General features: G+C 41.5%; 25 protein-coding genes and 1 tRNA gene. 10 read left to right on the forward strand and 16 right to left on the reverse strand.

Annotated elements, in window-relative coordinates; translation table 11 throughout:
- Window positions 1-9: 9 nt before the first annotated feature.
- From EHR06_RS06575 to EHR06_RS19120, 4 genes are read right to left on the reverse strand one after another with little or no spacing between them, the layout of a single operon-like run.
- Entirely contained in the window at window positions 10-2,160 is a 2,151-nt protein-coding gene (locus EHR06_RS06575; RefSeq protein ID WP_135756269.1) for a cAMP/cGMP-dependent 3',5'-cyclic-AMP/GMP phosphodiesterase, read from the reverse strand.
- A gap of 32 nt (window positions 2,161-2,192) precedes the next feature.
- Window positions 2,193-2,507, reverse strand: coding sequence for a thioredoxin (gene trxA / locus EHR06_RS06580; RefSeq protein WP_135756270.1), 315 nt, complete (start codon window positions 2,505-2,507; stop codon window positions 2,193-2,195).
- A 53-nt stretch (window positions 2,508-2,560) separates the two neighbouring features.
- A complete protein-coding gene (locus EHR06_RS06585) occupies window positions 2,561-3,370 on the reverse strand; it encodes a hypothetical protein (RefSeq protein WP_135756271.1) in 810 nt (269 codons plus the stop codon).
- Window positions 3,371-3,373: 3 nt separating this feature from the next.
- The gene (locus tag EHR06_RS19120; protein WP_165782619.1) at window positions 3,374-3,541 is read right to left on the reverse strand and encodes a hypothetical protein; all 168 of its coding nucleotides are present in this window, start codon (window positions 3,539-3,541) and stop codon (window positions 3,374-3,376) included.
- Between the two features lie 117 nt (window positions 3,542-3,658).
- On the opposite strand from EHR06_RS19120, the gene EHR06_RS06590 reads away from it, so the two are divergent.
- The 4 genes from EHR06_RS06590 (at window position 3,659) to EHR06_RS06605 (ending at window position 7,250) form a co-directional block, all read left to right on the forward strand.
- A complete protein-coding gene (locus tag EHR06_RS06590; RefSeq protein ID WP_135626206.1) occupies window positions 3,659-3,904 on the forward strand; it encodes a twin-arginine translocase TatA/TatE family subunit in 246 nt (81 codons plus the stop codon).
- Window positions 3,905-3,960: 56 nt separating this feature from the next.
- Window positions 3,961-4,758: a twin-arginine translocase subunit TatC gene (gene tatC / locus EHR06_RS06595; RefSeq protein WP_135756272.1), complete on the forward strand. Its 798-nt coding sequence runs from the start codon at window positions 3,961-3,963 to the stop codon at window positions 4,756-4,758.
- 1 nt (window position 4,759) lies between these two features.
- Window positions 4,760-5,860: an Arg-Lys translocation region protein phosphatase RktP gene (gene rktP / locus EHR06_RS06600; RefSeq protein WP_135756273.1), complete on the forward strand. Its 1,101-nt coding sequence runs from the start codon at window positions 4,760-4,762 to the stop codon at window positions 5,858-5,860.
- A gap of 343 nt (window positions 5,861-6,203) precedes the next feature.
- Window positions 6,204-7,250 (forward strand): NAD(P)-dependent alcohol dehydrogenase, encoded by a 1,047-nt coding sequence (locus EHR06_RS06605; RefSeq protein WP_135756274.1) that lies wholly within the window; start codon window positions 6,204-6,206, stop codon window positions 7,248-7,250.
- A gap of 204 nt (window positions 7,251-7,454) precedes the next feature.
- Here the strand turns inward: EHR06_RS06605 and clpX are convergent, their stop codons facing one another.
- The 8 genes from clpX to EHR06_RS06645 form a co-directional block, all read right to left on the reverse strand.
- Complete coding sequence (gene clpX, locus EHR06_RS06610; protein WP_135615939.1) at window positions 7,455-8,726, reverse strand: ATP-dependent Clp protease ATP-binding subunit ClpX; 1,272 nt, start codon at window positions 8,724-8,726, stop codon at window positions 7,455-7,457.
- A 12-nt stretch (window positions 8,727-8,738) separates the two neighbouring features.
- Window positions 8,739-9,332, reverse strand: a complete 594-nt coding sequence (gene clpP / locus EHR06_RS06615; protein ID WP_008592146.1) for an ATP-dependent Clp endopeptidase proteolytic subunit ClpP — start codon at window positions 9,330-9,332, stop codon at window positions 8,739-8,741.
- A complete protein-coding gene (tig, locus tag EHR06_RS06620; RefSeq protein ID WP_135756275.1) occupies window positions 9,323-10,711 on the reverse strand; it encodes a trigger factor in 1,389 nt (462 codons plus the stop codon). The genes clpP and tig overlap by 10 nt, the downstream gene beginning before the upstream one ends.
- A gap of 37 nt (window positions 10,712-10,748) precedes the next feature.
- Window positions 10,749-10,820, reverse strand: a tRNA-Gly gene (locus EHR06_RS06625).
- Between the two features lie 62 nt (window positions 10,821-10,882).
- Complete coding sequence (locus tag EHR06_RS06630) at window positions 10,883-11,494, reverse strand: molybdenum cofactor guanylyltransferase (protein WP_135756276.1); 612 nt, start codon at window positions 11,492-11,494, stop codon at window positions 10,883-10,885.
- The gene (locus tag EHR06_RS06635; protein ID WP_135756277.1) at window positions 11,481-11,918 is read right to left on the reverse strand and encodes a molybdenum cofactor biosynthesis protein MoaE; all 438 of its coding nucleotides are present in this window, start codon (window positions 11,916-11,918) and stop codon (window positions 11,481-11,483) included. Before EHR06_RS06635 ends, EHR06_RS06630 begins: the two co-directional genes overlap by 14 nt.
- A gap of 1 nt (window position 11,919) precedes the next feature.
- On the reverse strand, window positions 11,920-12,162 hold the full coding sequence (locus EHR06_RS06640; RefSeq protein WP_135756278.1) for a MoaD/ThiS family protein: 243 nt from the start codon (window positions 12,160-12,162) through the stop codon (window positions 11,920-11,922).
- On the reverse strand, window positions 12,163-13,062 hold the full coding sequence (locus tag EHR06_RS06645; protein WP_244288526.1) for a radical SAM protein: 900 nt from the start codon (window positions 13,060-13,062) through the stop codon (window positions 12,163-12,165).
- A 123-nt stretch (window positions 13,063-13,185) separates the two neighbouring features.
- Between EHR06_RS06645 and EHR06_RS06650 the strand changes: the two genes are divergently transcribed.
- The gene (locus EHR06_RS06650; protein ID WP_135756280.1) at window positions 13,186-14,244 is read left to right on the forward strand and encodes a HesA/MoeB/ThiF family protein; all 1,059 of its coding nucleotides are present in this window, start codon (window positions 13,186-13,188) and stop codon (window positions 14,242-14,244) included.
- On the opposite strand, the gene EHR06_RS06655 is transcribed toward EHR06_RS06650, so the two are convergent.
- A complete protein-coding gene (locus tag EHR06_RS06655; protein ID WP_135756281.1) occupies window positions 14,241-14,825 on the reverse strand; it encodes a DJ-1/PfpI family protein in 585 nt (194 codons plus the stop codon). The genes EHR06_RS06650 and EHR06_RS06655 overlap by 4 nt on opposite strands.
- Window positions 14,826-14,927: 102 nt before the next feature.
- On the opposite strand from EHR06_RS06655, the gene EHR06_RS06660 reads away from it, so the two are divergent.
- The 3 genes from EHR06_RS06660 to EHR06_RS06670 are packed head-to-tail and all read left to right on the forward strand — an operon-like array spanning window position 14,928 to window position 16,218.
- Entirely contained in the window at window positions 14,928-15,308 is a 381-nt protein-coding gene (locus tag EHR06_RS06660; protein WP_135756282.1) for an ArsR/SmtB family transcription factor, read from the forward strand.
- A gap of 1 nt (window position 15,309) precedes the next feature.
- Window positions 15,310-15,810 (forward strand): SRPBCC family protein, encoded by a 501-nt coding sequence (locus EHR06_RS06665; protein WP_135756283.1) that lies wholly within the window; start codon window positions 15,310-15,312, stop codon window positions 15,808-15,810.
- Between the two features lie 12 nt (window positions 15,811-15,822).
- Window positions 15,823-16,218: a hypothetical protein gene (locus EHR06_RS06670; RefSeq protein ID WP_135756284.1), complete on the forward strand. Its 396-nt coding sequence runs from the start codon at window positions 15,823-15,825 to the stop codon at window positions 16,216-16,218.
- Window positions 16,219-16,277: 59 nt separating this feature from the next.
- On the opposite strand, the gene EHR06_RS06675 is transcribed toward EHR06_RS06670, so the two are convergent.
- Together EHR06_RS06675 and EHR06_RS06680 are read right to left on the reverse strand one after the other, a co-directional pair.
- Window positions 16,278-18,383, reverse strand: coding sequence for a molybdopterin-dependent oxidoreductase (locus EHR06_RS06675; RefSeq protein ID WP_425269490.1), 2,106 nt, complete (start codon window positions 18,381-18,383; stop codon window positions 16,278-16,280).
- A 139-nt stretch (window positions 18,384-18,522) separates the two neighbouring features.
- On the reverse strand, window positions 18,523-19,203 hold the full coding sequence (locus EHR06_RS06680) for an arylesterase (protein ID WP_135756286.1): 681 nt from the start codon (window positions 19,201-19,203) through the stop codon (window positions 18,523-18,525).
- A gap of 105 nt (window positions 19,204-19,308) precedes the next feature.
- Between EHR06_RS06680 and EHR06_RS06685 the strand changes: the two genes are divergently transcribed.
- Together EHR06_RS06685 and hemW are read left to right on the forward strand one after the other, a co-directional pair.
- Window positions 19,309-21,093 (forward strand): glycoside hydrolase family 3 N-terminal domain-containing protein, encoded by a 1,785-nt coding sequence (locus EHR06_RS06685; protein ID WP_135756287.1) that lies wholly within the window; start codon window positions 19,309-19,311, stop codon window positions 21,091-21,093.
- Between the two features lies 1 nt (window position 21,094).
- The gene (gene hemW, locus EHR06_RS06690) at window positions 21,095-22,267 is read left to right on the forward strand and encodes a radical SAM family heme chaperone HemW (protein ID WP_135756288.1); all 1,173 of its coding nucleotides are present in this window, start codon (window positions 21,095-21,097) and stop codon (window positions 22,265-22,267) included.
- Here hemW and EHR06_RS06695 read toward each other — a convergent pair.
- Window positions 22,264-24,339 (reverse strand): methyl-accepting chemotaxis protein, encoded by a 2,076-nt coding sequence (locus tag EHR06_RS06695; RefSeq protein ID WP_135756289.1) that lies wholly within the window; start codon window positions 24,337-24,339, stop codon window positions 22,264-22,266. The two genes, hemW and EHR06_RS06695, sit on opposite strands and share 4 nt — an antisense overlap.
- Window positions 24,340-24,374 lie beyond the last annotated feature (35 nt).

The following is a 24,374-nucleotide window of genomic DNA, read 5'->3' on the forward strand; positions in this document are numbered from 1 at the left end:
TCTCCCGTGTCAGTAGACGGTATTCATTCTCATGTAAACGCCGGGATTCCGTTTAATGTACTGGATGAGTTCGTTCTGAGAAATAGAGAACAATTCCGTTTCTGATTCTGCTTGGAACGTGTAATTGGACACCAGCTTTTTGGATATCGAGTAGATCTCTCCCACAAAATCCCCATCGGTCAACTCGGCCAATTTTTTGCCGTGTTGATATACGCTTACTTTTCCATGACGGATAATATATGCCTCGTGGTAAAACGCTTTTTCCGTAATAAGCACTGAACCTTTGTTCACCTTAGAAAGTCTCATGATCATTTCTAATTGAGTGACTTGATGGCTGGTTAATCCTTTAAAATGACGTGAATCTAACAGTGTTTTCCAAGAGTTACTATCACGAATGCTGTTCAGTCGTATTAAGTTTTGTCTTAGATCCGTATTTCTGATAAACTGTAAGAACTTATTCTTCTCTATTGTAAGAGCTACTACATCCGTTTCCGCAAAAACGTCCGCAGCCCTAGGAAGATCTAGAACAAGAGACGCTTCTCCGAAATATTCATACTGACCGTATCGTTTAATCGGCGCTATATCGGACTCTCCTAGAAGTCCCTCGAACTTTACGTTCCCGGATGCGATGATATAAAATTTATCTCCTGGTGTTCCCTTCTTGATGATCTGATCGCCGCGTTTGTATTTTTCTTCTCGGACAATGAGTAGGAATTCCTTGGCCTTCTCAATCGGGAAACCGCTGAAAATATCGATTTGGCTTAAAATATCTAGAAGATTATAAGCCTCCATATGTTTAGGAGGAGTGATCTCAGGATAAACAGTGTTCTCTATTCCGAAACGAGCCAGTTTCAGCTTAGTGCCTGGAGGCATATCGGTTCTTGCTATATGATATACTGTGATCTTTTCCTGGATCTCAGGAGGCAAGCTTGCTAGATAACTAACTCTTGTATGAAGAGGAGGAATTCCGGCCTCATGATAAATAATCCTTCTGTCCCAAGGGAATTCTTTCAAAAATTTCCAGCGGGATTCAGGAAGAACTCCCTTCTCATACATCTTATCATGCACTTCAGGCTCGTTCAAGTGATCCGAAGTATACACGAAAGATTGGTCTTGGAAGAAGAATTCGAATCCTACGGAAGGAATAGAATGTAATGCATAATGAAAATTGAATTCTCCACCATTGATCATCGCAGGTCTACCTATGATGATTTGTTGGAAATTGAAAAGTTCCAGTAATTCTTTACGAGGAATTTTAGTGAGTGCGGAATATTTACGGATAAAACTTTCCATCACAGTTGCGGTTGCGTGAATTGTGATCTTGGTCTCTTCCATAATTTTCTGGAAGGTACCCGCGTCATGATCCGCATGACAGTGAGTGAGAATAACGTGGTTGATCAGTTTAGGATTTACGTTAGACAGCCTAAGCCACTCGGTAGAGTTCACGGGTGGATCCACCATAATACCTTGGTGGTTCAACCAGATAATAAAACCGGAAGTGTTATCTGCAGGATCGAATCCATGAGAAGGTCCGAGACATGTAATCCCAAGTAAAGGAGCTTGGAAAGGTTCCTCTAATCTATGACCGATCTCATATTTGATATTGAATCCGACTTCGCCGGGGATCTCGGTTTCTTTTGTTCCGTCGGTAATCCTAAAATCACCGGAAGGAAGTTTACGAACTAAAACCTTTCCCAGGTTGACCATATTATCTCTATCGAATACTTGGAAGTCGACTACATCGTCTAGTCCCTTATACCCTCTGAAATAACCCATCTCCGCTTTCATATCCGGAAAGCCGAAAGACTCCGCACCGTCCAGATACTCGGATTCTAAATTGATCTCTTCAGGACCCATTAAGGATTCTTTAAGTACTGTGATGAGCTGATCTTTTTGCTCGGCAGTACAAATGATCGTAGTCTTTTTTTGTCTTAAGAAGAAGTTAAAGTAAATCGGGAATTCAAGCTCTGCAGTACTGATCCCCTTTTCTACGTGAAAAAATTTATTAGGAAGTATAAACACCAGGGGAGTCTTTTTTTCGGCCATCGTATCTTTGATGGTTTCTGGAGGAGAGCCGATCTGAAAGAAGCCCTCGCTTGTTTCTACTAAATAGCCCCCTCTAGGAAGCTCTATATATCCCCTGGTTTGTTCTTTTAGCATGGAAAATTCCGCCGCAGTCGAGATCGAATTTTTTATTTATGTCTTTCGATGAAACTTTTGATTTGCGCCTTAGGAAGGGCCCCTATGATCTTATCCACCAATTGTCCGTCTTTGAAAAGTAGAAGTGTCGGCAGAGATTGGATATTTAATTTTTGTGCCGTGTCCTGGTTATCGTCTACGTTTAATTTTTTAATTTTTAAGATCTCATTCATCTCGGACGACAGCTCTTCCAGAACCGGGGAAACCATTCTACAAGGACCACACCATTCCGCCCAGCAATCTACTAGAACCATGCCCTTGTTGATCTCGGAACTGAAAGTTGAATCGTTTATTTCGGTCAATGCCATGTGCTAGATTTTCTCCTGTTTTTTTCCCACTCTTTATAACAAATTGGACGGGTCTATTTCTTCTTTTTCTTCTTTTCCTTCTCAGCTTCTATCGACTCTACCTTTTCTTTTAGGGATTCTATCAGGGTTTTTGTCTTTCCCAGGTCCTCCGTTTCGCCTGTGGTTTGCAGGATTTTACGGTTTACCTCCAAAAGGGATATGGATTTTTTCAGATCCCCGGCGTCCTGGGTGGACAAATCGAATTTGGCACGATATTCCTGAGCGGCAAAGTTACAAAGTTCCAGAATTAAATTATAGTGTTCCTGCCTAGGATAGTAAAACGGATTCTCTAAGTCTCTTTCCTTCTCAAAAGCCCGGAAGTCAAAAAGATTCTTACTAAGTATGGCGATTTTGAAATGTATCTCCGGAAAACTCCATTTCCATTTGGAGTTAGAACCGAATGCCTCGATCGTGTTCGTAGTGCAGTTCTTAAGTCCCTTTACGTAATTCAGTCTTTGGAGAGGATTGAATTCTATAATTTTGGCGAGAAGGTCCTTATTTTCTCCCAGACCAGACTCAAAGTCGGTTCCGACTACTTTTTCCATAAAGGAGATCGCGCTATAAATTTCTTTCCTCCCCTGGTTGAGGTAGGTATCCGATTTCAGATCCAAGATCGCAACGGAGATCTCATTGATCAGAAGACAGGTATTTATGTTTTTGATAGAATTTAAGGAAAGAGCCACATTGAAGTAAGCTTCCATTTTAGGATCTTTTCTGGATTGGGCCTTGAGAAGATTTCCTTCCTTCTTCAAATCCTCCAAAAATGCACGAAAATCCGCCAGTTTCTCCTGGAATTCCTGCTTCTGTTCCTTAGTAAGAGCCATTAATTATACCTGCACATTTATCAAACTTCCGACAGAAAGAGCGTACATATAATCGGAATTCGGAGTATTCTCCGCTTTTTTCCGATCTTCTTCTTTTTCTTCCTCTCCACCCGGTTCTCGAACAGGAAGAGGAACGGAGATTGAATCTAAGGGGCTGGATTCTATTCTCATAAACTCGTCCGTTTTGCCTTTCTATCTGAACCTAAGTCCCAATAGAATTATCGGCTTGTTCCTACTAACTATTTGACATATATTACAGAGGCAAAATTCTAACTAAGGAGATAGTATATGTACGCACCACTCGCATTTTTAAATTTAGGCCCTTGGGAAATCTTTTTCATACTAGGTTTAGCTCTCCTGCTTTTCGGGGGCAAGCGACTTCCCTCTTTAGCAAAGGATTTAGGAGACGGAATCCGCCAATTTCGCAAATCTTTATCCGGAGATGCAGAATCCGAATCGGCTAAAATCCAGGAACCGGAAACAAAACCGGCCGCTCCTGCTTCTTCTCCTAAAAAATCCAAAAAATCCGCTTAATATGATAAGGGCCCTCGGGCCCTTTTATAACAGGGAAGGAACTCCAACCTTTCGATATGCCTTCTAAAAAAAAGAACCTCTCCAGTACTCCCCCGCCTATAATCTCTGCCCCGGAGGAAAGTTTTCCTCATGACAGGGAAAAGTTTATGACCCTGGGGGAACATTTAGAAGAATTACGTTCCGTTCTGATCCGTTCCATTCTGGTGTTCACAGTTTTTTTCGTGGTAGCTTTGTATTTCGGAGAAGAACTGCATAAGATTGTTATTAAACCGTACAAGAACATTTTGGGAGAATCCGCTACATTCTACCAGATCAAACTCATGGCTCCTTTCATGGTATACCTACGAACAGGATTCATGGTCTCTATCTTGATAACATTCCCTTTTGCCTTAGCCTTTTTATGGGGATTCGTTTCTCCTGCATTAGAACCAAGAACCGCGAGACTCGGAAAAGCTCTGATCGCATTTTCTACAATTCTGTTTTGGTTAGGGGTTTGGTTGTGCTGGGCACAAGCATTCGAAAGTTTTCTAAAAATATTTTTAGTTACCGTTCGGCCTTTAGATATAGAGACCAGACTTCCTATAGATGAATATTATGATGTATTCTTCAATATGCATTTGATCTTCGGATTGTCTTTCCAACTTCCTGTGATCATGGTATTGCTTGCGGCAGTCGGAATATTAAAACTTTCTTTTTTACTCAAACATTGGAGAGAGGCATTCATAGGGATCGCGTTCGCAGCAGCAGTATTATCTCCTGGACCGGACGTAATCTCAATGTTAATGTTATTTGTTCCATTGTTAGTCCTATTCGGGATCTCATTGGCGCTAATCGCAATTATAGAGAGGAAATGAGTTGTTTCCGAATCTTCAATCCAAGCATAAATTAGCGTTCGCTTCTTTTACAGCTTCTTTCGTATTATTTTTATCTTATCTACTTCTAGATGATTTTTTATTCGGCGAAGAGATCAGAAAAGAATTAAGAGCATTTGTTTGGATCAGGCTCCTAGTCGGTCTATCCTTTTCCGTTCTACTTGGAATACTTACCTATTATCTTTTAAGTTTAAGTTTTAAATCCCTTAAATCCATTTCCCAACTCTTACAAAACTGGTCCCAGGATGTATATGAGGATTCCGGAGAATCCGAAAAAGACGATGAACTAGGAGAACTTGCCAGGCACTTCCGTATCGCTCTATACCAGAAAAAGACTAAAGAAGAAACGGTTTCCCAGGAATCCTTAAATAAAAAAGAAAGAGAACTCTCCGACCGGATCCAAAAGTTTTTCCATAAGATCAGACTTCATAAGATCAAAAACCTTGACATTACTGTTTTTCCCCGCACATCCGATAGCGGGGAATCGGATTACGCCAATATTATTCCGACGGCGGACGGTTGTTTTGGAGTATTAGCGGGTTTTCCGAACCACGGAGCAATCGAATCTTCTCTCAAGGCAAGGATAGAAGGTATGATTTCCCTCGCCCAGGAAACCACGGGACTAAGAGGAGAAGATCTGCTTTATAAAATAGATCGTGCACTCAGATCCACACCTATCTCTTATTTGAATCTTACATTATTCTATTTGGAAACAAGAAACGGAGAAGCAGGTATCCTGCAGTTCCAGAAACTACCCGCACTCGTTCATAAATCCGGTAAAACGAATATATTACCGATCTCTAAACAAGTATTCTATGATTTCAGAAGTTCTACAAGAGAAGTAAAAAAGATCCAGATCAGGCCTGGAGAATACTTGGTTTTTTTGAGCGATAGGCTGACTGAACTTACTAGCTCCGCGGGTGTTGCTCCACTTCTGATCCAACTCCAAAACTGGAGTGCCGGCAGAGAATATAAGAATTCCAGGGAACTCACACTTGATTTCGGAAGATTTTTAGAAATGGAATCCGGCAAGAAGGGCCTATCTAAGGCGGCAATCTTGACCGTGGGCCGGGTTAGAGATTAGAGACGCAGAGGATAAAAGAGACACAGAGAGCTTTGGCACGCAGAGACGCCAAGACGCAGAGAATTTTTAGATTCTTTAGTTCCGAATTTTTTACCAGATTTTCTAAACAAAAAACCTTAGCGGCTCCGCGCCTCTGCGTGAGATAATCCTGCACTGCGCCTCTCCAAAACTCTGTGCCTCCCGACCCAGACCAAAGGATAATATTCATTTTTTAGAATAGAATAAAAAATAAAAAACAAAACCGGGATGATCTTGTCTAACTAGGGAAATTTTCAGACTGAAAATTTTCGAATTTCTCACCACTTGAAATTCATCCAATATTCCAAACCAAACGAGGAACAAAATGATCCAAGCAAAAGGTTATGCTGCCGCTATTGCAAAGGCTCCTTTGGCACCTTTTCAATTCGATAGAAGAGATGCAAAAGACGAAGATGTAGTCATCGATATTCAATACTGCGGTATCTGTCATTCGGACATACACCAGGCAAGAGACGAATGGGGAGGATCTATCTTTCCCATGGTCCCGGGTCACGAGATCACCGGTGTTGTGTCAAAAATAGGACCTAAGGTCACTAAGTTTAAAGTAGGAGATAAGGTAGGAGTCGGATGTTTTGTGGACTCTTGCAGGGAATGCGAACATTGTAAAGCAGGTCTGGAACAATTCTGCGAAGGTGGGATGAGCGCCACTTATAACGGAAGAGAACAGGACAGAAAGACCCCGACCTACGGCGGTTATTCCAATAAGATCGTAGTCGATCAGAATTATGTATTAAGAATTCCTGATAATCTTCCTTTGGATGCTGCGGCTCCCCTGCTTTGTGCAGGGATCACCCTATATTCTCCTCTTGCTCATTGGAAAGCGGGTCCCGGTAAAAAAGTAGCGATCATCGGTCTTGGCGGACTTGGTCATATGGGTGTAAAGATCGCTCACGCACTCGGTGCAGAAGTTACTGTCCTCAGCCAATCCAACAAAAAAGAAGCGGATGCAAAACGTTTAGGCGCGGATCATTTTTATGCGACTTCCGAAAAGAGCACATTCAATAAGTTAAAAGGAAGTTTTGATCTGATCATCAATACTGTTTCTATGCCTTTGGATTGGAATGCTTATCTCAGCCTATTAAGATTGGACGGTTCTCTGGTAGTGGTAGGCGTTCCGGAAGAACAGGTTCCTGTAGGAGCATTTTCTCTCATCATGGGTCGTAAGAGCTTGGCCGGTTCTTTGATCGGCGGGATCGCAGAAACCCAAGAGATGTTGGATTTCTGCGGTAAACATAATATTACCAGCGATATAGAACTGATCTCTATCCAGAAAGTGAACGAAGCTTACGAAAGAGTCGTTAAAAGCGACGTACGTTACAGATTTGTAATAGATATTGCTACTCTAAATTAGGAGACGCGGAGTTAGAAGAGACGCAGGGATAATTACACGCAGAGGCGCGGAGACGCTGAGGGGTTTGGAAAAGGATTTGTTTATAAGGCAAGGCTATTTCCATTAGCCCATAACAAACTCCGTATCTTCGTGTGAGAAACCTCTGCGGCTTTGCGTCTCTGCGTGAGAAACAATACCGCGGCGACTCTGCTCGCTCTGCGTCTCTTAAGCGATTTTTGGTTCTTTTTTCAGAATTAGTTTTGGAGGTTTGGTTCCGGTCACTGAATCTTCTGTGATGATCACTTCTTCTACGTCTTTGCGAGAAGGAATTTCATACATCAGATCCAGCATTAGATTTTCAACGATAGCGCGTAATCCTCTTGCTCCGGATGCCCTTTCGATCGCAAGCTGAGCGATCTTATCGATAGCAGCTTCTTCGAAAGAAAGTTTTACATTTTCCATTTCTAGGATCTTGGTGTATTGGCGTAAGATCGCGTTTTTAGGCTCTCTGAAAATACGTTTGAGCATTTCTACACTCAAGTCTTGTAGAGTAGCGATCACTGGCATACGGCCGATAAATTCTGGGATCAGTCCGAACTTCATTAAGTCTTCAGGAATTACTCGAGCTAAAATTTCACCTTTGCTCTCGTCTCTTAAAACTTTTCCGTCTTTTTCATCGCTGCCGAACCCGATTGTTTTTACACCGGTTCTGGTTTTGATAATATTATCCAGGTCAACGAATGCTCCACCTAGAATGAATAGGATATTTTTAGTATCTACTTGAAGATATTCTTGGTGAGGATGTTTTCTTCCACCCTGAGGAGGAACGTTTGCAACTGTTCCTTCTATAATTTTTAGAAGTGCTTGTTGTACACCTTCTCCACTCACGTCTCTCGTGATGGATGCACTGTCAGACTTGCGCGCGATCTTATCTACTTCGTCTATATAGATGATACCGATCTCTGCTTTTTTGATATCATTATCAGCGTTTTGGATCAGCTTAAGAATGATATTCTCAACATCTTCTCCAACATATCCAGCTTCGGTGAGTGCGGTAGCATCTACGATCGCAAACGGGACCTTGATGATCTTTGCAAGAGTTTGGGCGAGCAAAGTTTTTCCGGAACCTGTAGGCCCGATCAGTAGAATATTCGATTTTTCTAATTCGATATCCGCTTTTTTGTCTTTGAGATAAATTCTTTTATAGTGATTATAGACCGCAACGGACAAAGCTTTTTTAGCATGGTCTTGTCCGATTACGTATTGGTCTAGGATCGCTTTGATAGCGGCAGGATTAGGGACTTCTCCCAAAAGTTCTGTGCGTTCTTTTTCCTGCTCAGGCTCTTCTGCAATGATCTCATTGCAAAGAGAGATACATTCGTCGCAAATATAAACACCCGGACCGGCAACCAGTCGTTTTACGGAGTCTTGTTCTTTTCCGCAGAACGAACAAAATAATTTTTGTTTATTATTGGTTCCGGTCGGTTTCTTTGCCACGTTGATCCCCTATCAGTTCTTTTGACGCTCTATAGAAATTACGGAATCTATGATCCCGTATTTCTGGGCTTCTTCCGGAGTCATGTAAAGGTCCCTCTCGGTATCCTTTTGCACTTCTTCCACAGATTTGCCCGTGTGTTTAGCATACAAACCGTTTAACACCTGCTTTAATTTCAGAACTTCCTTAGCCTGGATAGCGATATCGGAAGCCTGACCGGTAGCTCCTCCGGTTGGCTGGTGCATCATAATTCTGGAATGAGGAAGAGCGGATCTTTTGCCCTTTGCCCCGCCTGCCAGAAGTAGTGCAGCCATTGAAGAAGCCTGGCCAATACAAAGTGTACGAACGTCTGCCTTAATATACTGCATAGTGTCGTAAATGGCAAGCCCGGAAGATACATATCCACCCGGGGAATTCAGATATAAGTAGATGTCCCTGTCCGGATTTTCCGCGTCCAGAAACAGTAGTTGGGCGATGATTACGTTCGCGTAATCGTCAGAGATTGCGTCACCTAGAAAGATAATTCTGTCCTTTAAGAGGCGGGAAAATACGTCATACCGCATTTCTCCGCGACCGGTTTGCTCTATAACTGTAGGAATTATTGCCATACTTCTCCAGTTTCCTTATTAGAAAGGAATTCCTTTAGCTGACGGATACTCATCTTCTCGTTGTATTTCTTTTCTACAAGCTGGAAGAGGGTATCGTCTATCTTTTTTGCTAAAAAATTGTCCCGGTAAGTTTCCAGAAGTTTACCTTTTTCCAATTCTTTTTTAAAATCGGCGTCAGGCATACCATATCTTGAGGCAAGGGTCGAGATTTCGCGGTCGAAATCCTCGTCCGTCAAAACAATATTTTCGGTAGAAGCCAGTTTCTGTCTGGAGAAATAGCCTTTCAGTCTATTTTCTGCGATGGTTTTGAAGGAACCCATTACTTCTTCTAAAGGTTTTCCTACCATTTCTGCATATTTTTCGATACTCGGGATCTGTTCTTTAGGAATTCTGGCCTGCCCTCTTCCCAAAACATCCTGCATCATATTTTGATACACATGCTCTGATTCTTCAGTAAGATAGGATTCAGGGAATACAAACTTGGAATCCGCTACCAGTTCCTTGTAGATCTCTTCCATCTTCTTATTTTTTACGGCTTCCGTATAATTCTTTTGTAGATCGGTTTTCACCTTATCTTTCAAAACTTGAAGAGAAGAAGAACCATCGTATTCGCTCGCAAGATCATCGTCCAATTCGGGGAGAACTTCTTTATAGATCGCCTTTAAGGTCATGGCGAATTCCATCTTCTTGCCGGCCAGATCTTCTCTCGGATAATCGCTCGGGTAAGTATAAGAGAAGTTCTTAGTCTCTCCTGTTTTAATACCGTACAGGTTGTCGTCAAAACCGGGAAGATTATTAGCTTCTCCTAATTTATAATCGCTTGAACCGTTTTTAGCGTTCTTAGGTTCCTGCCCGTCTTCCTTCACTTCGAATTCCATGTCCACGATATCGCCGTTCTCGGCTCCTTCGCTCGGCTCTCTCAGAAGTTTTCTGGCAAGTTGTTTACGAACGAACTGAAGCTCTTCAGTGATATCCTCGTCGGTCACTTGTACTTCAGGAAGTTTGATCTTGATCTTTTTATATTTCCCCAAGGAAACTTCCGGATCAGTATCATAGACCGCGGTTGCCACTAAACTTTTTTCAGGAACATAGTCCTCTACGGTAAATTTAGGGAAACGTACAATCTTGTGTTCCAGTTTCCCGGAAAGTTCGCTTACGGTTTCTAATAATAGAAGATTGATTGCGTCGTTTGCTACCGAGTCTCCCAAATGGCGTTTTACCATTTCGATCGGTGCTTTTCCGGGACGAAAGCCCGGGATCTTGAGATCCTTTTGTTTTTCTTTATATGTCTTTTCGAACGCCTTTTCCAGATCGTTCTTATCAAAGGTTAACTTAAGGTCTACGGATGCGTTTTGATTTTTCTTTGTCTTGAATTCCATGGTCTTAGAAGACAGAAGGCGGAGGACGACTTCTGTAAGCGGGAAACGGGATTCGAACCCGCGACCCCCTCCTTGGCAAGGAGGTGCTCTACCACTGAGCTATTCCCGCATGGTTGGTAGAACCATGATTTCTCTCTCGGACCCCATGTAAATCGGTTTTTAATCGGAAACTTAGGACTTTGGAGGCCTTAAATCCTCCGGAGAATTCAGATTAATAAAGGAGGATTTTTCCATCTCAGGAACATCCAAAAGGCTAGGATTTCCTCTTTGGACTAAAAGTTTGGGAGAAACGGAATTTAAGACTCCTTTTTCGAATTCTTGGAATAAAAACCGTAAGTATTCCAAAGAATAAAGACCGCATAACGGTTCAATTCCTTCTTCCGTTCGGTAAAAAACCCCCGAACCGATTATCTCATTTTTGGAATATAGCCTAGCTAAAGTTTTGATCCTCATATAAGGAAGATCGACCGCTAAGATTAAAAAATTTTTTATATTCGGATCGTTTTGGAAAAGAAGAAATGAACTGAAAATACCCTGCAAAGGACCTTGTAAGTTTGAGATCGAGTCGGAAACAAGAAACTCGTTCGGAACATGTTTGGAATATTCTTCTCTTTGTTCTTCTCGAATGGAAACAAGAACGTTCTTACATAAGAATTTTAGTTTTTTATAAGATTCTAAAAGAAAGAATTTTTGGCTTTTGAGAGATAGAAAGGATTTATCCCTTCCCATTCTGGAACTATTACCACCTGCGAGTACGATCCCAACGGAATCAATGGCTCTCATGTACGCAGCCCTTCGACCACTCGGAAGAACCGTCTATATAAAATTCCTTTTTCCAGATCGGGACCTCGTGTTTGACTCGGTCTATAATATAACGGTTGGAGTCATAAGCTTCTGCCCTATGTATCGAGCCTGTTTCTACGATCACTGCAATCTCGGAAATTTCTAATTTTCCGACTCTATGTATACAGTTTGCATGAAGAAGGTCCCATTTTTTTCGAGCATCTGCAAGAATGGATCGGATCATCTCATCTGCCATGGGAGCATATGCTTCATACTCAAGATGTGTCACCTTCTTCCCTTCGTTTAGATTTCGAACGATCCCGGAAAATACCACAAAACCACCCATCTCGGGAATATCAGGCAACTCGGAAGAAACAAAAATGGGAGAAGAAAAAATATGGGAAGAAGTTCCTAAAACGGACATATCAACCGCCGCTAGAAGGAGGAAGTACCGCAACGACTGAACCTTCCTTTAAAACAAAATCATCACCTACGATGGATTGGTTCACAGCGAATCTGCTTACCTTTAAAATAGATTCGGAGCTTGGATTTGTATGAGTAAGAATTTTACGAAGATTTAAAATAGAATCTCCTTCTGAGACCTCTATTCTTTTTAGATCCGGAAAATGATCTTTGACTGCGGCAAAAAACAAAAGTTGAATATCCATCTATCCGCCTATATATTTCATAGAAAGTTCACTTCCGGTAAACTCGTTTTTTTTGGTTTTCATCGCAAGATCCAAAGAATGTTCTAACTCTGATCCATCTTCTGAAACAGGAAAAGAACGGAAATCGCTTAAACATCCGTAAATTTTTCCCAAATGATCCATCCTAAGACGATTACAACCGTCGCAAAAAGGTTCCGTATGATTCGCTATGATCCCGAATCTATAGTTTTCGGAAGTGCGGTAGTATTTTGCAGTGGATTCGATCGGAGTGATCTCCGGCTCAAAATCAAATTCTTGGTTTAACTCCTCTTTTATTTTTGCAGCGGAGAAGAATAACTCGGAATGTTTTGCCCTAAGAGGGCCCATCTTCATTAATTCCAAATAACGGATCGGAAGATTTCTTTCTCCTGCCCACTGAAGAAGTGGACGGATCTGTTCTTCATTATAACCTTTTAATACGGTGCAGTTTAGTTTTACTTCCAACCCTTCTTGGACTGCCTCTTCTATCCTATTTAATAAGCGAAGTACGGGAAGATTTTTGCCGGAGATAAGAGAAAAGGATTCTTGAGAAAGTGAATCCAAGGAGAAGTTCATTCTGTCAAGACCGGCAAGTTTTAGATCTTTAATAAGACCGTCGCGAAAAAATCCGTTGGAGGTCAGAGCAATATTCGGGATCTTCTCCTCTTTAGCAACTCGCACAAGACTAGGCAGATCTTTATGAAGAGTCGGCTCTCCTCCGGTCAAATGGATCTCTTTAATGGAAATTTTACGGGAAAGAAGAAGTATATTTTTACGCAGAAGTTCCGTGCTTAAGAAAGAACCGTTTGCTCCTTCTCCATTTAATGCGGTGCCGGGAGCACAATACACACAGCCGAATCCGCAAGAGGATGTAACACTCACTCTAAGAACTTCGAATTTTCGACCGTAAACATCCACGATGCCAAGCTTACCATACCCGGACACTTATGAAAGCCAATTAAAAAGTCTTGTCGGACATGCGAAAATATAAGATCCTTCCTCTAGATGAGTCCGGAACAGAAAAAGTATTTTTCCAGACAAACTAAACTGCCGTTTTTTGGAGAATCCGGTCAAAAGACACTTCTCCAAAAATCAGCATTGGTGATCGGTCTCGGAGGTTTAGGCTCCCCCGCTTCTTTGCATTTAGCGACTGCAGGAGTAGGAAGGCTCGGTCTTTGGGACTTTGATGTAGTCGAACTAAGCAATCTACATAGGCAAACTGCATTCACTCTTTCTGATATTGGTAAAAAAAAGACGGATACAACCAAGGAATATATCCAAGCAAGAGTTCCCGGAATAGAGATCGAAACATTCACCGAAATTTTTTCGGAAAGAATAGATCCAAGTATATTCAAAAATTACGATATTATCTTGGATTGTACGGATCAAATCCAGGCCAAATATACGATCAATCGATTCTGTATCCAAAATTTCAGGCCTCTTGTCGCTGCTTCCGTTTTTAGGACAAGCGCTCAAATTGCGATCTTCTCCCCTCATGGAAAACCTTGTTATAAATGTTTGTATCCGAATTTAGAAGGATCCGAACTTCTTTCCTGCGAAGACGGAGGGGTTTTAGGAGTACAAACTGCAATCGCAGGTTTATACCAGGCTTCTTTTGCGATCCAATACCTGCTCTTCCCGGATAAGTCCCCGACTCATTCCACATTCCAATTGGAATGGGAATCTCCACTTTTGTACGAAACTTTTTTAGAAGCGGATCCAAATTGTACGGAATGTGGTTCCGGTAAAAGAGAAGAAACTCTCAGAGATGAGATCGATCTAAAAGATTGGAAAGAATGGAAGAAGGACCCGAAATATATTCTGTTAGATGTAAGAGAATTGGAAGAAAGAAAAGAGACTCCGATTGGAAATTCTATATTCTCTCCTCTTTCAGAACTCTCCATAAATACTGCATCTGATCTTTCTAAAGAAAAAATTTATATTACAATTTGTGAATCCGGGATCCGGTCCAAAAAAGCGGCCAAGATCTTAAAGGAAGCTGGACTCACTGCTTATTCCCTACAAGGAGGAAGAAAAATTTTAGTCTTAGAAGAGATCCTTTAAAAATCGAATTCCATTCTTCTCGCGGTAAACTCTGCGATTTTCCTGCCTACCAATTTTTCGACCAAATGCAAAGACATTAAAATCCCTCTAGAAACTCCTCCGGAGGTGAGAATATGTCCATGATCTATAAATTTTTCGTTCACTACTTTTTTGATCTTAGGATAGTTTTTACGAAGAGTCTCTTGGTCCATCCAATGAGTAGTTACTTCCATCTCGTCAAGGATCCCTGCCTCTGCGAGTAAGAATGCACCTGTGCAGATAGAAGCTAAGATCTTTACCTTGGGCTCCATCTCTTTGATCCAATGGATCAATTTTTTATTATGGATCTCTATTTCTTCCGCTCCATATCCTCCAGGGATCACTAAAATATCCGGAACACCCGCTTCTTCTATGCTAAGATGAGGAAAAACAGGAAATCGATTGCGAGCGTGTAATAACTCCTTCTTCTCCGCAACTATGGAAACTTTGAATAATTTCTCCTTATTTTCATTCTCAGTGATGGAGAAAACTTCGTAAGGACCGGAAAGATCCAAAACTTCCACTTCGTTAAATGCCAATATATGAACGGAGATCTGTTCCATAATTCCTCTTTCGTCACATTCTTAACTACAAACGAATTCGAAAATACTTTCCCAAAAAGTGCTTGCTTATTTCAAATATATAACCATATGGTTATATAAAATATGAATCATGCACTTAGTCAGTCGGCTCGATTGGACGTAACTTTTGCGGCCCTCTCAGACCCTACCAGAAGGGCGATCCTGGCACGTTTAGCGAATGGAGAGGTTTCCGTAATGGATTTGGCTAAACCTTTTTCCATGAGCCAACCCGCAATTTCTAAACATCTGAAGGTTTTAGAAAAAGCGGGACTCATCTCGGGAATCAAGGATGCCCAAAAAAGATTACGCAAACTAGAAGCCAAACCGTTGGAAGAAGCTACTGAATGGCTGGAAAATTATAGGAAATTCTGGGAAGGAAGATTCAATCGATTGGATTCACTGATTGAAGAATTAAAACTTTCTAAACGACCTTCCCCAAAACATAAGAATAAAAAAGGAGAATAGAATGAGCAGCTTTGTTGGAACCTTAAAGGTAGAGGCTAAAGGAGACAGGGAGATCGTAATGACCCGGGAATTTAATGCAGGGAAAGATCTGGTATTCGAATGTTTTACGAAACCTGAATTGATCAAACGCTGGTTATACGGTCCGGACGGCTGGAGTTTGGATGTATGTACAGTAGATCTGAAAGTCGGTGGAAAATATAGATACGTTTGGAAATATCTAAAAGATGGATCTATAATGGGGGCTGGAGGGAGTTATAAAGAAATTTCAGGACCGGATAAATTAGTTCAGACTGAATCTTTTGATGAAGCTTGGTATCCTGGAGAAGCTCTGCTCACTACAACCTTTGTTGAAAAATCCGGAACAACATTTGTTACGATCAATATTCTGTACGAAACCAAAGAAGGAAGAGATACGGTCGTCAAATCTCCAATGGAAGGCGGGGCTTCTCAAAGTTATAATCGTCTGGAAACTTTACTCAACACTCTGACTCAAAACTCATAAGGAAAAATAAGAATGAATCCTAAAACTAAATCCATATTAAAAAGTATAGGCGCCGTATTTACAGGAATTTTAATAAACGTTATTCCTGCTATAGCGATCGATGCAATATTACATATTACGAATTGTTATCCTCCTATGGGAGAAAGAATGTCCGATAACCTATTCATTCTCGCGATCTCTTACCGTTTGGCTCTTGCGATCTTAGGAGGGTTTTACACCGCGAAACTTTCTCCTTATAGTCCGATCGGCCACGTTATCGTATTAGGTGTGATAGGCACAATCGCAAGCACATTAGGCCATATCCAAATGGGAGATCAGGGGCCTGCTTGGTATTCTATCGGACTCATAGTAATTTCTATCCCTCTCTCCTGGCTGGGTGGATTTATTTATCTAAAACGAAGAGGATAAGTTCGGTCTATCTTGGCAAAGATCCGCCGACAGAGCCGTGATCGCAGGCGCTTCGCGGATCATTTGCTTAAAGAAACTGGAATACCGCTGAATGCTGCGTTTCCGGAAAGTTCATCCAAGACCTGATCATCGGTCAAATCGTTGATACTCGAACCCGCAAATTTGGAAGCAACTTGGAGAGAGACTCCTTCTTTTGCATGTCCAAACCCGTGAGGAATACTCACCACTCCCCTCATCATCTCTTCCGTGATTTCCGCAGGCAGCCGAATTTTACCGACTCTGGATTCCACAAGAACTTCCTCTTCTTCTTGAATGCCGAGTAAGTTTGCATCTTCCGGGTGGATCATGAGTGTACATCTATCTTTTCCGGTCATTAGTTTCGGTAGATTATGCATCCATGAATTATTATTTCTTAAATGTCTTCTTCCTATTAACAAAAAGGATCCGTTCTCTTTTTTATCCGCGAGAAGTTTTTGCCCGTATTTTGCTAATCGATCTAGATCTGAAACGACTTCCTTGGGAACAAGGGCGATCATCTTATCTTCCGTCCAAAGTCTATCCGGAAAACAAGATTTCAGAGGCCCAAGATCCACTCCATGAGGACTGTTTTTCAGAAGTTCCAAACTCATCCCTACGGGAGATCCTGATTTTTCTCCGTAAGGTCCCGATTTCAAGGCGTGATCTATGATCGCTGAAGGAGTGATCTTTGTTTTGATCAATTCTTTAGGAAGAGGTTTTTCGGATTTTAAAAGTTCAATTCTTTTGGTCAGATCCGAAAAAATTTCCCAATCATGAAGCATTCCCTCTTCGGGTTCGAATGCAGGCTGGTTGTATCTTACCGTATTTCGTACCGCAAAAACATTAAATACTAGATCGTAATGGTCATGTTCCAAAGCGGAACTAGGCGGAAGAATATAATGAGCGTGTTTTGTAGTCTCATTCAGATAAAAGTCCACACTCACCATAAATTCCAGATTAGAGACTGCATTCTCCAATTGAGAACCGTTAGGTGTGGATAAAACCGGATTTCCTGCAGAAGTGACTAATGCCTTGATCTGACCTTGTCCCGGAGTTAAAATTTCTTCCGCAAGTGCAGCGACAGGTAATTCTTCGTTAAATTCAGGCAAATCCCTGACCCTTGAACCGTACGTATGAAAACTTCCCGGAGAACTTTTCATAACTCCCTTAGGATCTATCATATCCACTGCAGGAAGTGTGAACATTGCACCTCCTACCGAGTCCATATTTCCTGTGATACAGTTGATAGAATTGATCAGCCATTGGCAAAGTGCGCCGAATGCCTGCGTAGAAACTCCTACGCGACCATAACATACCGCTCCATTCGCATTAGAAAATTCTAGAGCGATACGTTCTACGGCTTCCACCGAGATCCCGGTCAGTTTTTGTGTTTCATTTGCAGGATATTGAGAAGAGACAGATCTTAGTTTTAATAAATCTTCTTCTTTGATCAAGGAATTTTTCTTAGTTAAGTTTTTCTTGAATAATACATCTATAATAGAAAGTAAGAAAAAAGCGTCCGTTCCTGGAACGATAAAATGATGTTCGTCCGCATGGACCGCGGTTTCCGTTTTTCTTGGATCGATTACTACGTATTTTCCACCTCTTTCCTGGATCTCTTTGAGTCTCTTTTTTACATCCGGAACGGTCATTAAACTTCCGTTAGATGCGAATGGATTCCCGCCTAAGATCAAAAAGAAATTTGTCCTGTCTATATCCGGGATCGGGACTAGTAGTTGGTGACCGAACATCCAATAAGAAAGCAATTGGTGAGGAAGTTGGTCTACTGAAGTAGCAGAATAATTATTTTTAGTCCTAAGCCTTCCGATAAACCTTTGGCCGAATAACATGGAACCGTAATTATGAACGCTTGGATTTCCGCTATATACCGCGATGGAATCGTTTCCGTATTTATTTTGGATCTCTACAAGTTTTGTAGCGATATCAGTGAGAGCTGTGACCCAGTCTACCTTCTCCCATCCTTTTTCTGTACGTTTTAATGGAAATTTAAGTCTATCAGGATCTTCGTATAAATTTTTAAGTTCGGGTCCTTTGGCACATAGATGGCCTCTGCTGAACTTGTCCTCTTTATCTCCTCTGACTGCGACGACTATATTGTCCTCTATCTCTAGTCTGAGTCCGCACATAGCTTCGCATAAAGTACATGATCTATAATGTTGGCGTACCATCTCTTGCCCCTGTCCCAGGAAGGAGTTATCTCCTATCCGAAATCAGAAAGCAAGCATTTACGAATATTAGCGGACTTTATATAATTGGAGGCTCGAACTATTTTAAAAGTTTGTCCAAATAAGGGATCAGATGTTTGGAGAGTATCTTATGACCTTCCGCTGTGGGATGGATCCCATCGTCTTGGTTTAACCTTCTGTCTCCTGCAACCCCTTCCAGTAAGAATGGCATAAACTCAGTCTTTTCTTTCTTAGCAACTCGAGGAAATAGTGCGGCAAATTCCTTTGCATACTGAGGTCCCATATTCGGAAGTGTTCTCATCCCAATTAATAGAATTTTAATAGAAGGATATTTGGCCCTGGCCTCTCGGATGATCCTGGTAAGATTTTCCTCCGTCATCTTTGTAGGAAGCCCTCTCAAAGAATCGTTTGCTCCGAGTTCCAAAACGAATATATCGTATTTTGTATTCAAAACCCAGTCTAGTCTTGCAAGCCCGCCGGAGGTGGTGTCCCCGCTCACACCCGCATTTACATATTGAAGATCCGGATATTTTTTTTGGAGTTCCAAATAAGCTAAATAGGCAAATGATTCTTCCGGGCCGTTCAAGCCGTACCCGGCAGTCAAACTGTCTCCGAAAAATAAGATCTTTTTGCCGTTTGTTTTTGTTTCCATTTTAGGAGAGACCTGGTGTTCTTGTTCCGATCCTTCTTTATTGCAAGAAGCAACAAAAGAAAAGAGTACTAAAATACTAAAAAATCCATAATACGATAAACGGCTCATTATTTCTCCTATCTCTGATCCGACCCTTCTTATCCGACCTAGATCCCAAAAACTAGGGCTTAAGTTCTGCTTTACGAATACACAACCGATTGGGATCTAGTAAGTATGTTCAAACGGTTTTTAATCGCAGTCGTTTCTTCCGCTTTCTTACTCTTTTTATACTTTTGGTTGGGCCAATACAGAAGTGAACTCCAAGCCCAGGAAATCCAAGAAGGAATGCTCCGTCAAGCCGAGGAGATCACTTCCAAACTAAGCCCGGAAGAATTAGTAGGTCAGGTCATCCATGTTGCGATCCCTGGAACCGTTTTAGATCCGATCGCTAAAAAAGAAATCGAGAACATCAAACCCGGTGGAGTGATCTTATTCGGAAGGAATTTAGGCTCCCGATCGGAAATCAAATCTCTGAACAAAGACTTGCAGACAAGTGCATTAGAAAATACTGGATTACCATTACTTATCTCGGTAGACCAAGAAGGCGGAAGAGTGATCCGAGTCAAAGACGGAGTAACCCAATTCCCTGGAGCAATGGCACTCGGCCAAACCAAAGACAAGGACATGGCTAAAAAAGTAGGCTTTGTTACTTCTTACCAATTGAGAAAGCTCGGTCTGAATTTTTTATTCGCGCCTGATATGGATATAAACAATAATCCATTCAACCCTGTCATTAATACAAGATCACTAGGAAGTAATTTAGAAACCGTATTGAACGCAGGAGTTTCTTACGAAGAAGGAGCAAGACTTGGCGGTTCTATTCCTGTGATCAAACATTTCCCGGGACATGGGGACACCAATGTGGACAGTCATTTAGGACTTCCTAAAATAGAAAAAACATTGGAAGAGTTGAAAAGTTTCGAACTTATTCCGTTCCAAACTGCAATCCAAAACGGTGCAGACGCGATCATGAGCGCGCATATCGTGTATCCAAAAATTGATCCGAATTTCCCTGCAACTCTCTCTTCTAAAATTTTAGGAGATCTACTTCGAAAAGAATTCCAGTATAACGGACTCATCATCACTGATGCAATGGAAATGGACGCGATAGACGAACATTACCAAAAAGAAGATCCCGGTGTGCTTGCTTTGGTTGCAGGAGCGGATATTATTTTAATGACTAGCTGGGGCCCGACCACACAAGCGATGAGAGACCAGATCTTAAAGGCTTACAAAAAAGGAAGTTTGGTCCGAGAAGGTAAAGATCTTTTAAAAGAAGCGGTCAAAAGACAAACTTATTATAAACTAAAATACGGGATCATTTCGGAGTTTGGCGAACTTGCTAAAAACGGAAGAGCAAACTCCATTTTCCCGAAAGAACTACCTGAAGTATTAAAAAATCATTTTGAAGAACAAGATAAGAATCGTGAGAATTTATTCTCTCAATATTACCAAGATACTTTGAATAGAGATGTAAGCAGAAAGGCGATTGTTTCCTTTCCTAAAACATTTCTTCCGGAAAACGCCTCCATTGAAAGCACAGTCTTTTATTTAAAGGGAGAAGAGTTTGTATCCGATCTAAGATCTCGCAGCATCGTAAACTCGGACCTGGCTAATCTACGTAAAAAATTAGAAAAGAAAGAAGTAAAACGTGCAATACTAAATTCATTCACCCAAACCGAATTGGATCTGGCCGCTTCTCTTGCTCAAAAATTCCCGGAAGCGGAAATCGTTTGTCTGCATTACGGAACTCCATTCTTGGATCTACCGGATGCGCCCAACCTAAAAATATTATTCTCTTTCTCCCCTACTCCTGAATCCAAAAAAGCATTATTGTATTCCGTATTGGACAGAAAGAACGAGATCCCACTTGTAGATCTGATCTTAAAACCGAATCCTAAAAAATCTTCCGCATCCGTAGAAACGGAAGAAGACTCGGTAAGTAAGAATACAAAATAATTTGGAAACAAGACTCCCGGTCCTGCAAAAAACAAACAGACCGGGAATCTACGTACATTATCCATTCTGCGTTCATAAATGCAGTTATTGTGATTTTTATTCGGAAGGAATAGGATTAGAACCTTCTCCCCTAGAAGAAAACTTATTTTCCAAATACAAAGAAGAAGTATTACTTAGGCTTAAAAATTTCCCGAACTACCAAAACCGAATTTTTGATAGTCTATTTTTCGGCGGAGGAACTCCCTCCAAGGCGTCTTACACTCGATATGCGGATTTTATAAAATTCCTAAAAGATAATTTGGATCTTTCTCCTGATTCAGAGATCACATTGGAATGTAATCCTGAAGATGTGACTCCGGAATATCTGCAGGGATTGTACGATGCGGGAATTAATAGAGTTCATGTGGGGATCCAGTCATTTCTTCCCAAAAACCTGAAGTTTTTAGACAGATATTTCGATCCGGACACTTACACCAGGACCCTAGAAGCATTACAAACTTCTAAAATAAAGAATTATGGTGCGGATCTAATGTTCGGAGTTCCAGGACAGACTGAAAAAGAATTTTACGAAGACGCAAATTCCGTTTTGGCATCCGGAGTTTCACATATCAGCATTTATGCACTCACTGTGGAGAAAGGAACAGAATATAGCAGAAAAGTTTCCGCGGGAACCGTTGCCCCGCCTTCGGAGGAAGTGCAGGAAAAAATCCTACAAGACCTGCCTGATTTTTTGAGATCTAAAGGATTCGTTCAATACGAGGTTTCCAATTATTCGAAACCCGGATTATATTCCCGCCATAATATGAAGTATTGGACCTATGAACATTATTTGGGGATTGGACCTGGGGCCCATGGATTTTTGCCTTCAGGCAGATATTCCAATCCCAGAAATACTTCCGCATACATTAACGGAACAGGAAAGGATGCTTATTCTTACGAGACTTCAGATCCATTTGAAGAAATTTTAATATCCCTTTTCAGGATATTTCTTCCTGTCGACTTAAAAGACTTTTTAAATTATTTTCCGGAGAAAAAAGAAAACATTCTCTCCAAATTAAAACAAAAGGCCTCGGAAGGAAAATGCAGCCTGGACGGGACCATTTTTCAATGGAACCAAAGATCAGTTCTATTCTTAGATTCCGAAATTTTAGATCTGGCGAACCAAGAAACCTAGTTCACTTTAAACTTTTCTATCAATTTAGAAAGTTGTTCCGCAAGCATCTGGGTCTCACCGGAGAATGTAGTGAGATCATCCGCCCCGCCTGCAATCTCCTGAGTCCCTTCCGAAATGCTGATAATCGTTTTAGTGATCTCATTCGTGGCGTTTTTCTGCTCGATGACCGCTTCTTCTATCTGCATACTAAAAGAAGTTAAAGTATTGGAACTGCTTTGGATCTTACCGGTATTCGTTTCCTGTTCTTTTACGGAGACTAAAACCTTATTCGCGGAGATCTCGAACTCGTTCACGCTTTGTTTCAATTTTTTCAATATTTGAGAAGCCTCTTCTACTTTGGAGTTCCCGTTCATGACCGCATCATTCGTGGATTCCACTAGTTCCCCTATCTCTTGCACGGAACTGGAAGTTTGTGAGGCAAGTTTTCCTATCTCTTCTGCAACTACCGCAAATCCTTTTCCTGCTTCTCCCGCTCTGGCCGCTTCTATCGCTGCGTTCAATGCGAGAAGGTTCGTTTTTTCTGAGATCTCGGTGATAATAGATAAGATTTCCGTAATTCTAGAGGCGCTTTCTCCGATCTCACCCATCGCATTTGTGGAAGCGAACATTGCGTTCTCTCCAGTCACTGCCTGTCTTTTGGATTCTACCGCAAGATTGACCAGACCCTGCATCTCTTGGTTGATACTTACGATCTGTTCCTTCAAGCGCATGGAATTACCGTCTATTTCTTTGGTATTCTCCACGGCTTTTTCCATGGACTTACCCACGTTTTGCGCGGAAGCGGCAAGTTCTTCTACTGCTGCGGAAGATTCTTCTGCGGCGGAAGCTTGTGTCTGAGCGATATCCGCAAAATTTCTGGAAGAAACTGCCATCTCTTCCGATTTAGAACTCAATTTTTCGGAAGAGGATCTCATCTCTTTGACCACGTTTAGCAGATTCTCCCTCATTTGGTCCATGGATAAGAATAATGTGCCTATCTCGTCTTTTACAGGATAATCATTTCGAACCGTTAGATTCCCTTTTGCGATCTCATCGGAAAAACCGATCGCTTTCAAGAGACCTGAACTCACCAAACGATCAAATATTAAATTTAAAGAAAGTAGCACTACGATCAAGATCAAAAAGGAGGAAAGAACGGCTTTTAAAATGATCTCTCCTATATTTTCATAATATACCGAATTCGGAATGCTTACCATCAGGGTCCAGAACTTGGGGTCCTTTCCGATATGGAACGGAAAATAATAAGAAGTATCCCCGCCAGACTCGTATACGAATCTTTTTCCTTCCTTTACATTTTCTAGATATTGTTTCAGTTCATTCTCGTCCGGGATCTTTTTACCGAGTAAGTCCTTATTTTCCCCGTTGATCGCGTATAGACCTGCCGGAGAAATAAGAGCGATATGGCCTTTACCACGGAAAGGTCTTTTATTCCCGATCCTCTCCTGCAGATTTTTCAGATCTATATCCATACCTGCGGCGCCGTAAAAATGACCTTCCACACTGATCGGGACTACAAGAGAGATCATCAGGATATTTTTACCGCTTACGGTATAATAATAAGGACCAACCACGGTTGGTTTATCCGTCTTCTTAGTGATCTGGTAAAAATCTCCGGTGTCGTCCGTATTATTATAATCTCTTAAAGCTTCCAGATCCACCATGTCTTTGGCACGGGCACGGTTTAAATACGGAATAAAACGACCGGATCCGTCATGGCCGGGCCTGTTCTTGTACAAAGTATCTTTTCCGTCATACGCGTTCGGTTCGTAACAAAGCCACATGCCGAAATAGTCTTGGTTACGTTTCATAATTTCCTGCAAGGTCTGGATCACCTGCTCTCTCTGAGGAGAAGCATAGATCAAAGGAAAACGAAGACCTCGGATCAAACCCATAAGAGTATTCAACTCTTCCATAATTTCATAGGTCCATCTTTCCGCAGTGACATCGGAACTTTGTTCCACTTCCTCTCTTAGGTTCTGATAAGAAGAATAGGAATTATACGCCGCAAGCAGAGCGAATGCGGTGAATAGAACGATGGAAATATATAAAGAAATTCGGAGCCGAATACTCATAAGGGCTCCATTCTTAAATTGGAAAGAAATTTTGG

The sequence above is a fragment of the Leptospira dzoumogneensis genome (genome assembly GCF_004770895.1).
GTDB classification, from domain to species: Bacteria; Spirochaetota; Leptospiria; order Leptospirales; family Leptospiraceae; genus Leptospira_B; species Leptospira_B dzoumogneensis.

Bases quoted from the DNA above. Each gene is read 5' to 3' on its own strand.
- EHR06_RS06575 (WP_135756269.1), bottom strand. From the start codon at position 2,160: ATGCTAAAAGAACAAACCAGGGGATATATAGAGCTTCCTAGAGGGGGC.
- trxA (WP_135756270.1), bottom strand. From the start codon at position 2,507: ATGGCATTGACCGAAATAAACGATTCAACTTTCAGTTCCGAGATCAAC.
- EHR06_RS06585 (WP_135756271.1), bottom strand. From the start codon at position 3,370: ATGGCTCTTACTAAGGAACAGAAGCAGGAATTCCAGGAGAAACTGGCG.
- EHR06_RS19120 (WP_165782619.1), bottom strand. From the start codon at position 3,541: ATGAGAATAGAATCCAGCCCCTTAGATTCAATCTCCGTTCCTCTTCCT.
- EHR06_RS06590 (WP_135626206.1), top strand. From the start codon at position 3,659: ATGTACGCACCACTCGCATTTTTAAATTTAGGCCCTTGGGAAATCTTT.
- tatC (WP_135756272.1), top strand. From the start codon at position 3,961: ATGCCTTCTAAAAAAAAGAACCTCTCCAGTACTCCCCCGCCTATAATC.
- EHR06_RS06605 (WP_135756274.1), top strand. From the start codon at position 6,204: ATGATCCAAGCAAAAGGTTATGCTGCCGCTATTGCAAAGGCTCCTTTG.
- clpP (WP_008592146.1), bottom strand. From the start codon at position 9,332: ATGGCAATAATTCCTACAGTTATAGAGCAAACCGGTCGCGGAGAAATG.
- tig (WP_135756275.1), bottom strand. From the start codon at position 10,711: ATGGAATTCAAGACAAAGAAAAATCAAAACGCATCCGTAGACCTTAAG.
- EHR06_RS06630 (WP_135756276.1), bottom strand. From the start codon at position 11,494: ATGAGAGCCATTGATTCCGTTGGGATCGTACTCGCAGGTGGTAATAGT.
- EHR06_RS06635 (WP_135756277.1), bottom strand. From the start codon at position 11,918: ATGTCCGTTTTAGGAACTTCTTCCCATATTTTTTCTTCTCCCATTTTT.
- EHR06_RS06640 (WP_135756278.1), bottom strand. From the start codon at position 12,162: ATGGATATTCAACTTTTGTTTTTTGCCGCAGTCAAAGATCATTTTCCG.
- EHR06_RS06650 (WP_135756280.1), top strand. From the start codon at position 13,186: ATGAGTCCGGAACAGAAAAAGTATTTTTCCAGACAAACTAAACTGCCG.
- EHR06_RS06655 (WP_135756281.1), bottom strand. From the start codon at position 14,825: ATGGAACAGATCTCCGTTCATATATTGGCATTTAACGAAGTGGAAGTT.
- EHR06_RS06660 (WP_135756282.1), top strand. From the start codon at position 14,928: ATGAATCATGCACTTAGTCAGTCGGCTCGATTGGACGTAACTTTTGCG.
- EHR06_RS06665 (WP_135756283.1), top strand. From the start codon at position 15,310: ATGAGCAGCTTTGTTGGAACCTTAAAGGTAGAGGCTAAAGGAGACAGG.
- EHR06_RS06670 (WP_135756284.1), top strand. From the start codon at position 15,823: ATGAATCCTAAAACTAAATCCATATTAAAAAGTATAGGCGCCGTATTT.
- EHR06_RS06675 (WP_425269490.1), bottom strand. From the start codon at position 18,383: ATGTGCGGACTCAGACTAGAGATAGAGGACAATATAGTCGTCGCAGTC.
- EHR06_RS06680 (WP_135756286.1), bottom strand. From the start codon at position 19,203: ATGAGCCGTTTATCGTATTATGGATTTTTTAGTATTTTAGTACTCTTT.
- EHR06_RS06685 (WP_135756287.1), top strand. From the start codon at position 19,309: ATGTTCAAACGGTTTTTAATCGCAGTCGTTTCTTCCGCTTTCTTACTC.
- EHR06_RS06695 (WP_135756289.1), bottom strand. From the start codon at position 24,339: ATGAGTATTCGGCTCCGAATTTCTTTATATATTTCCATCGTTCTATTC.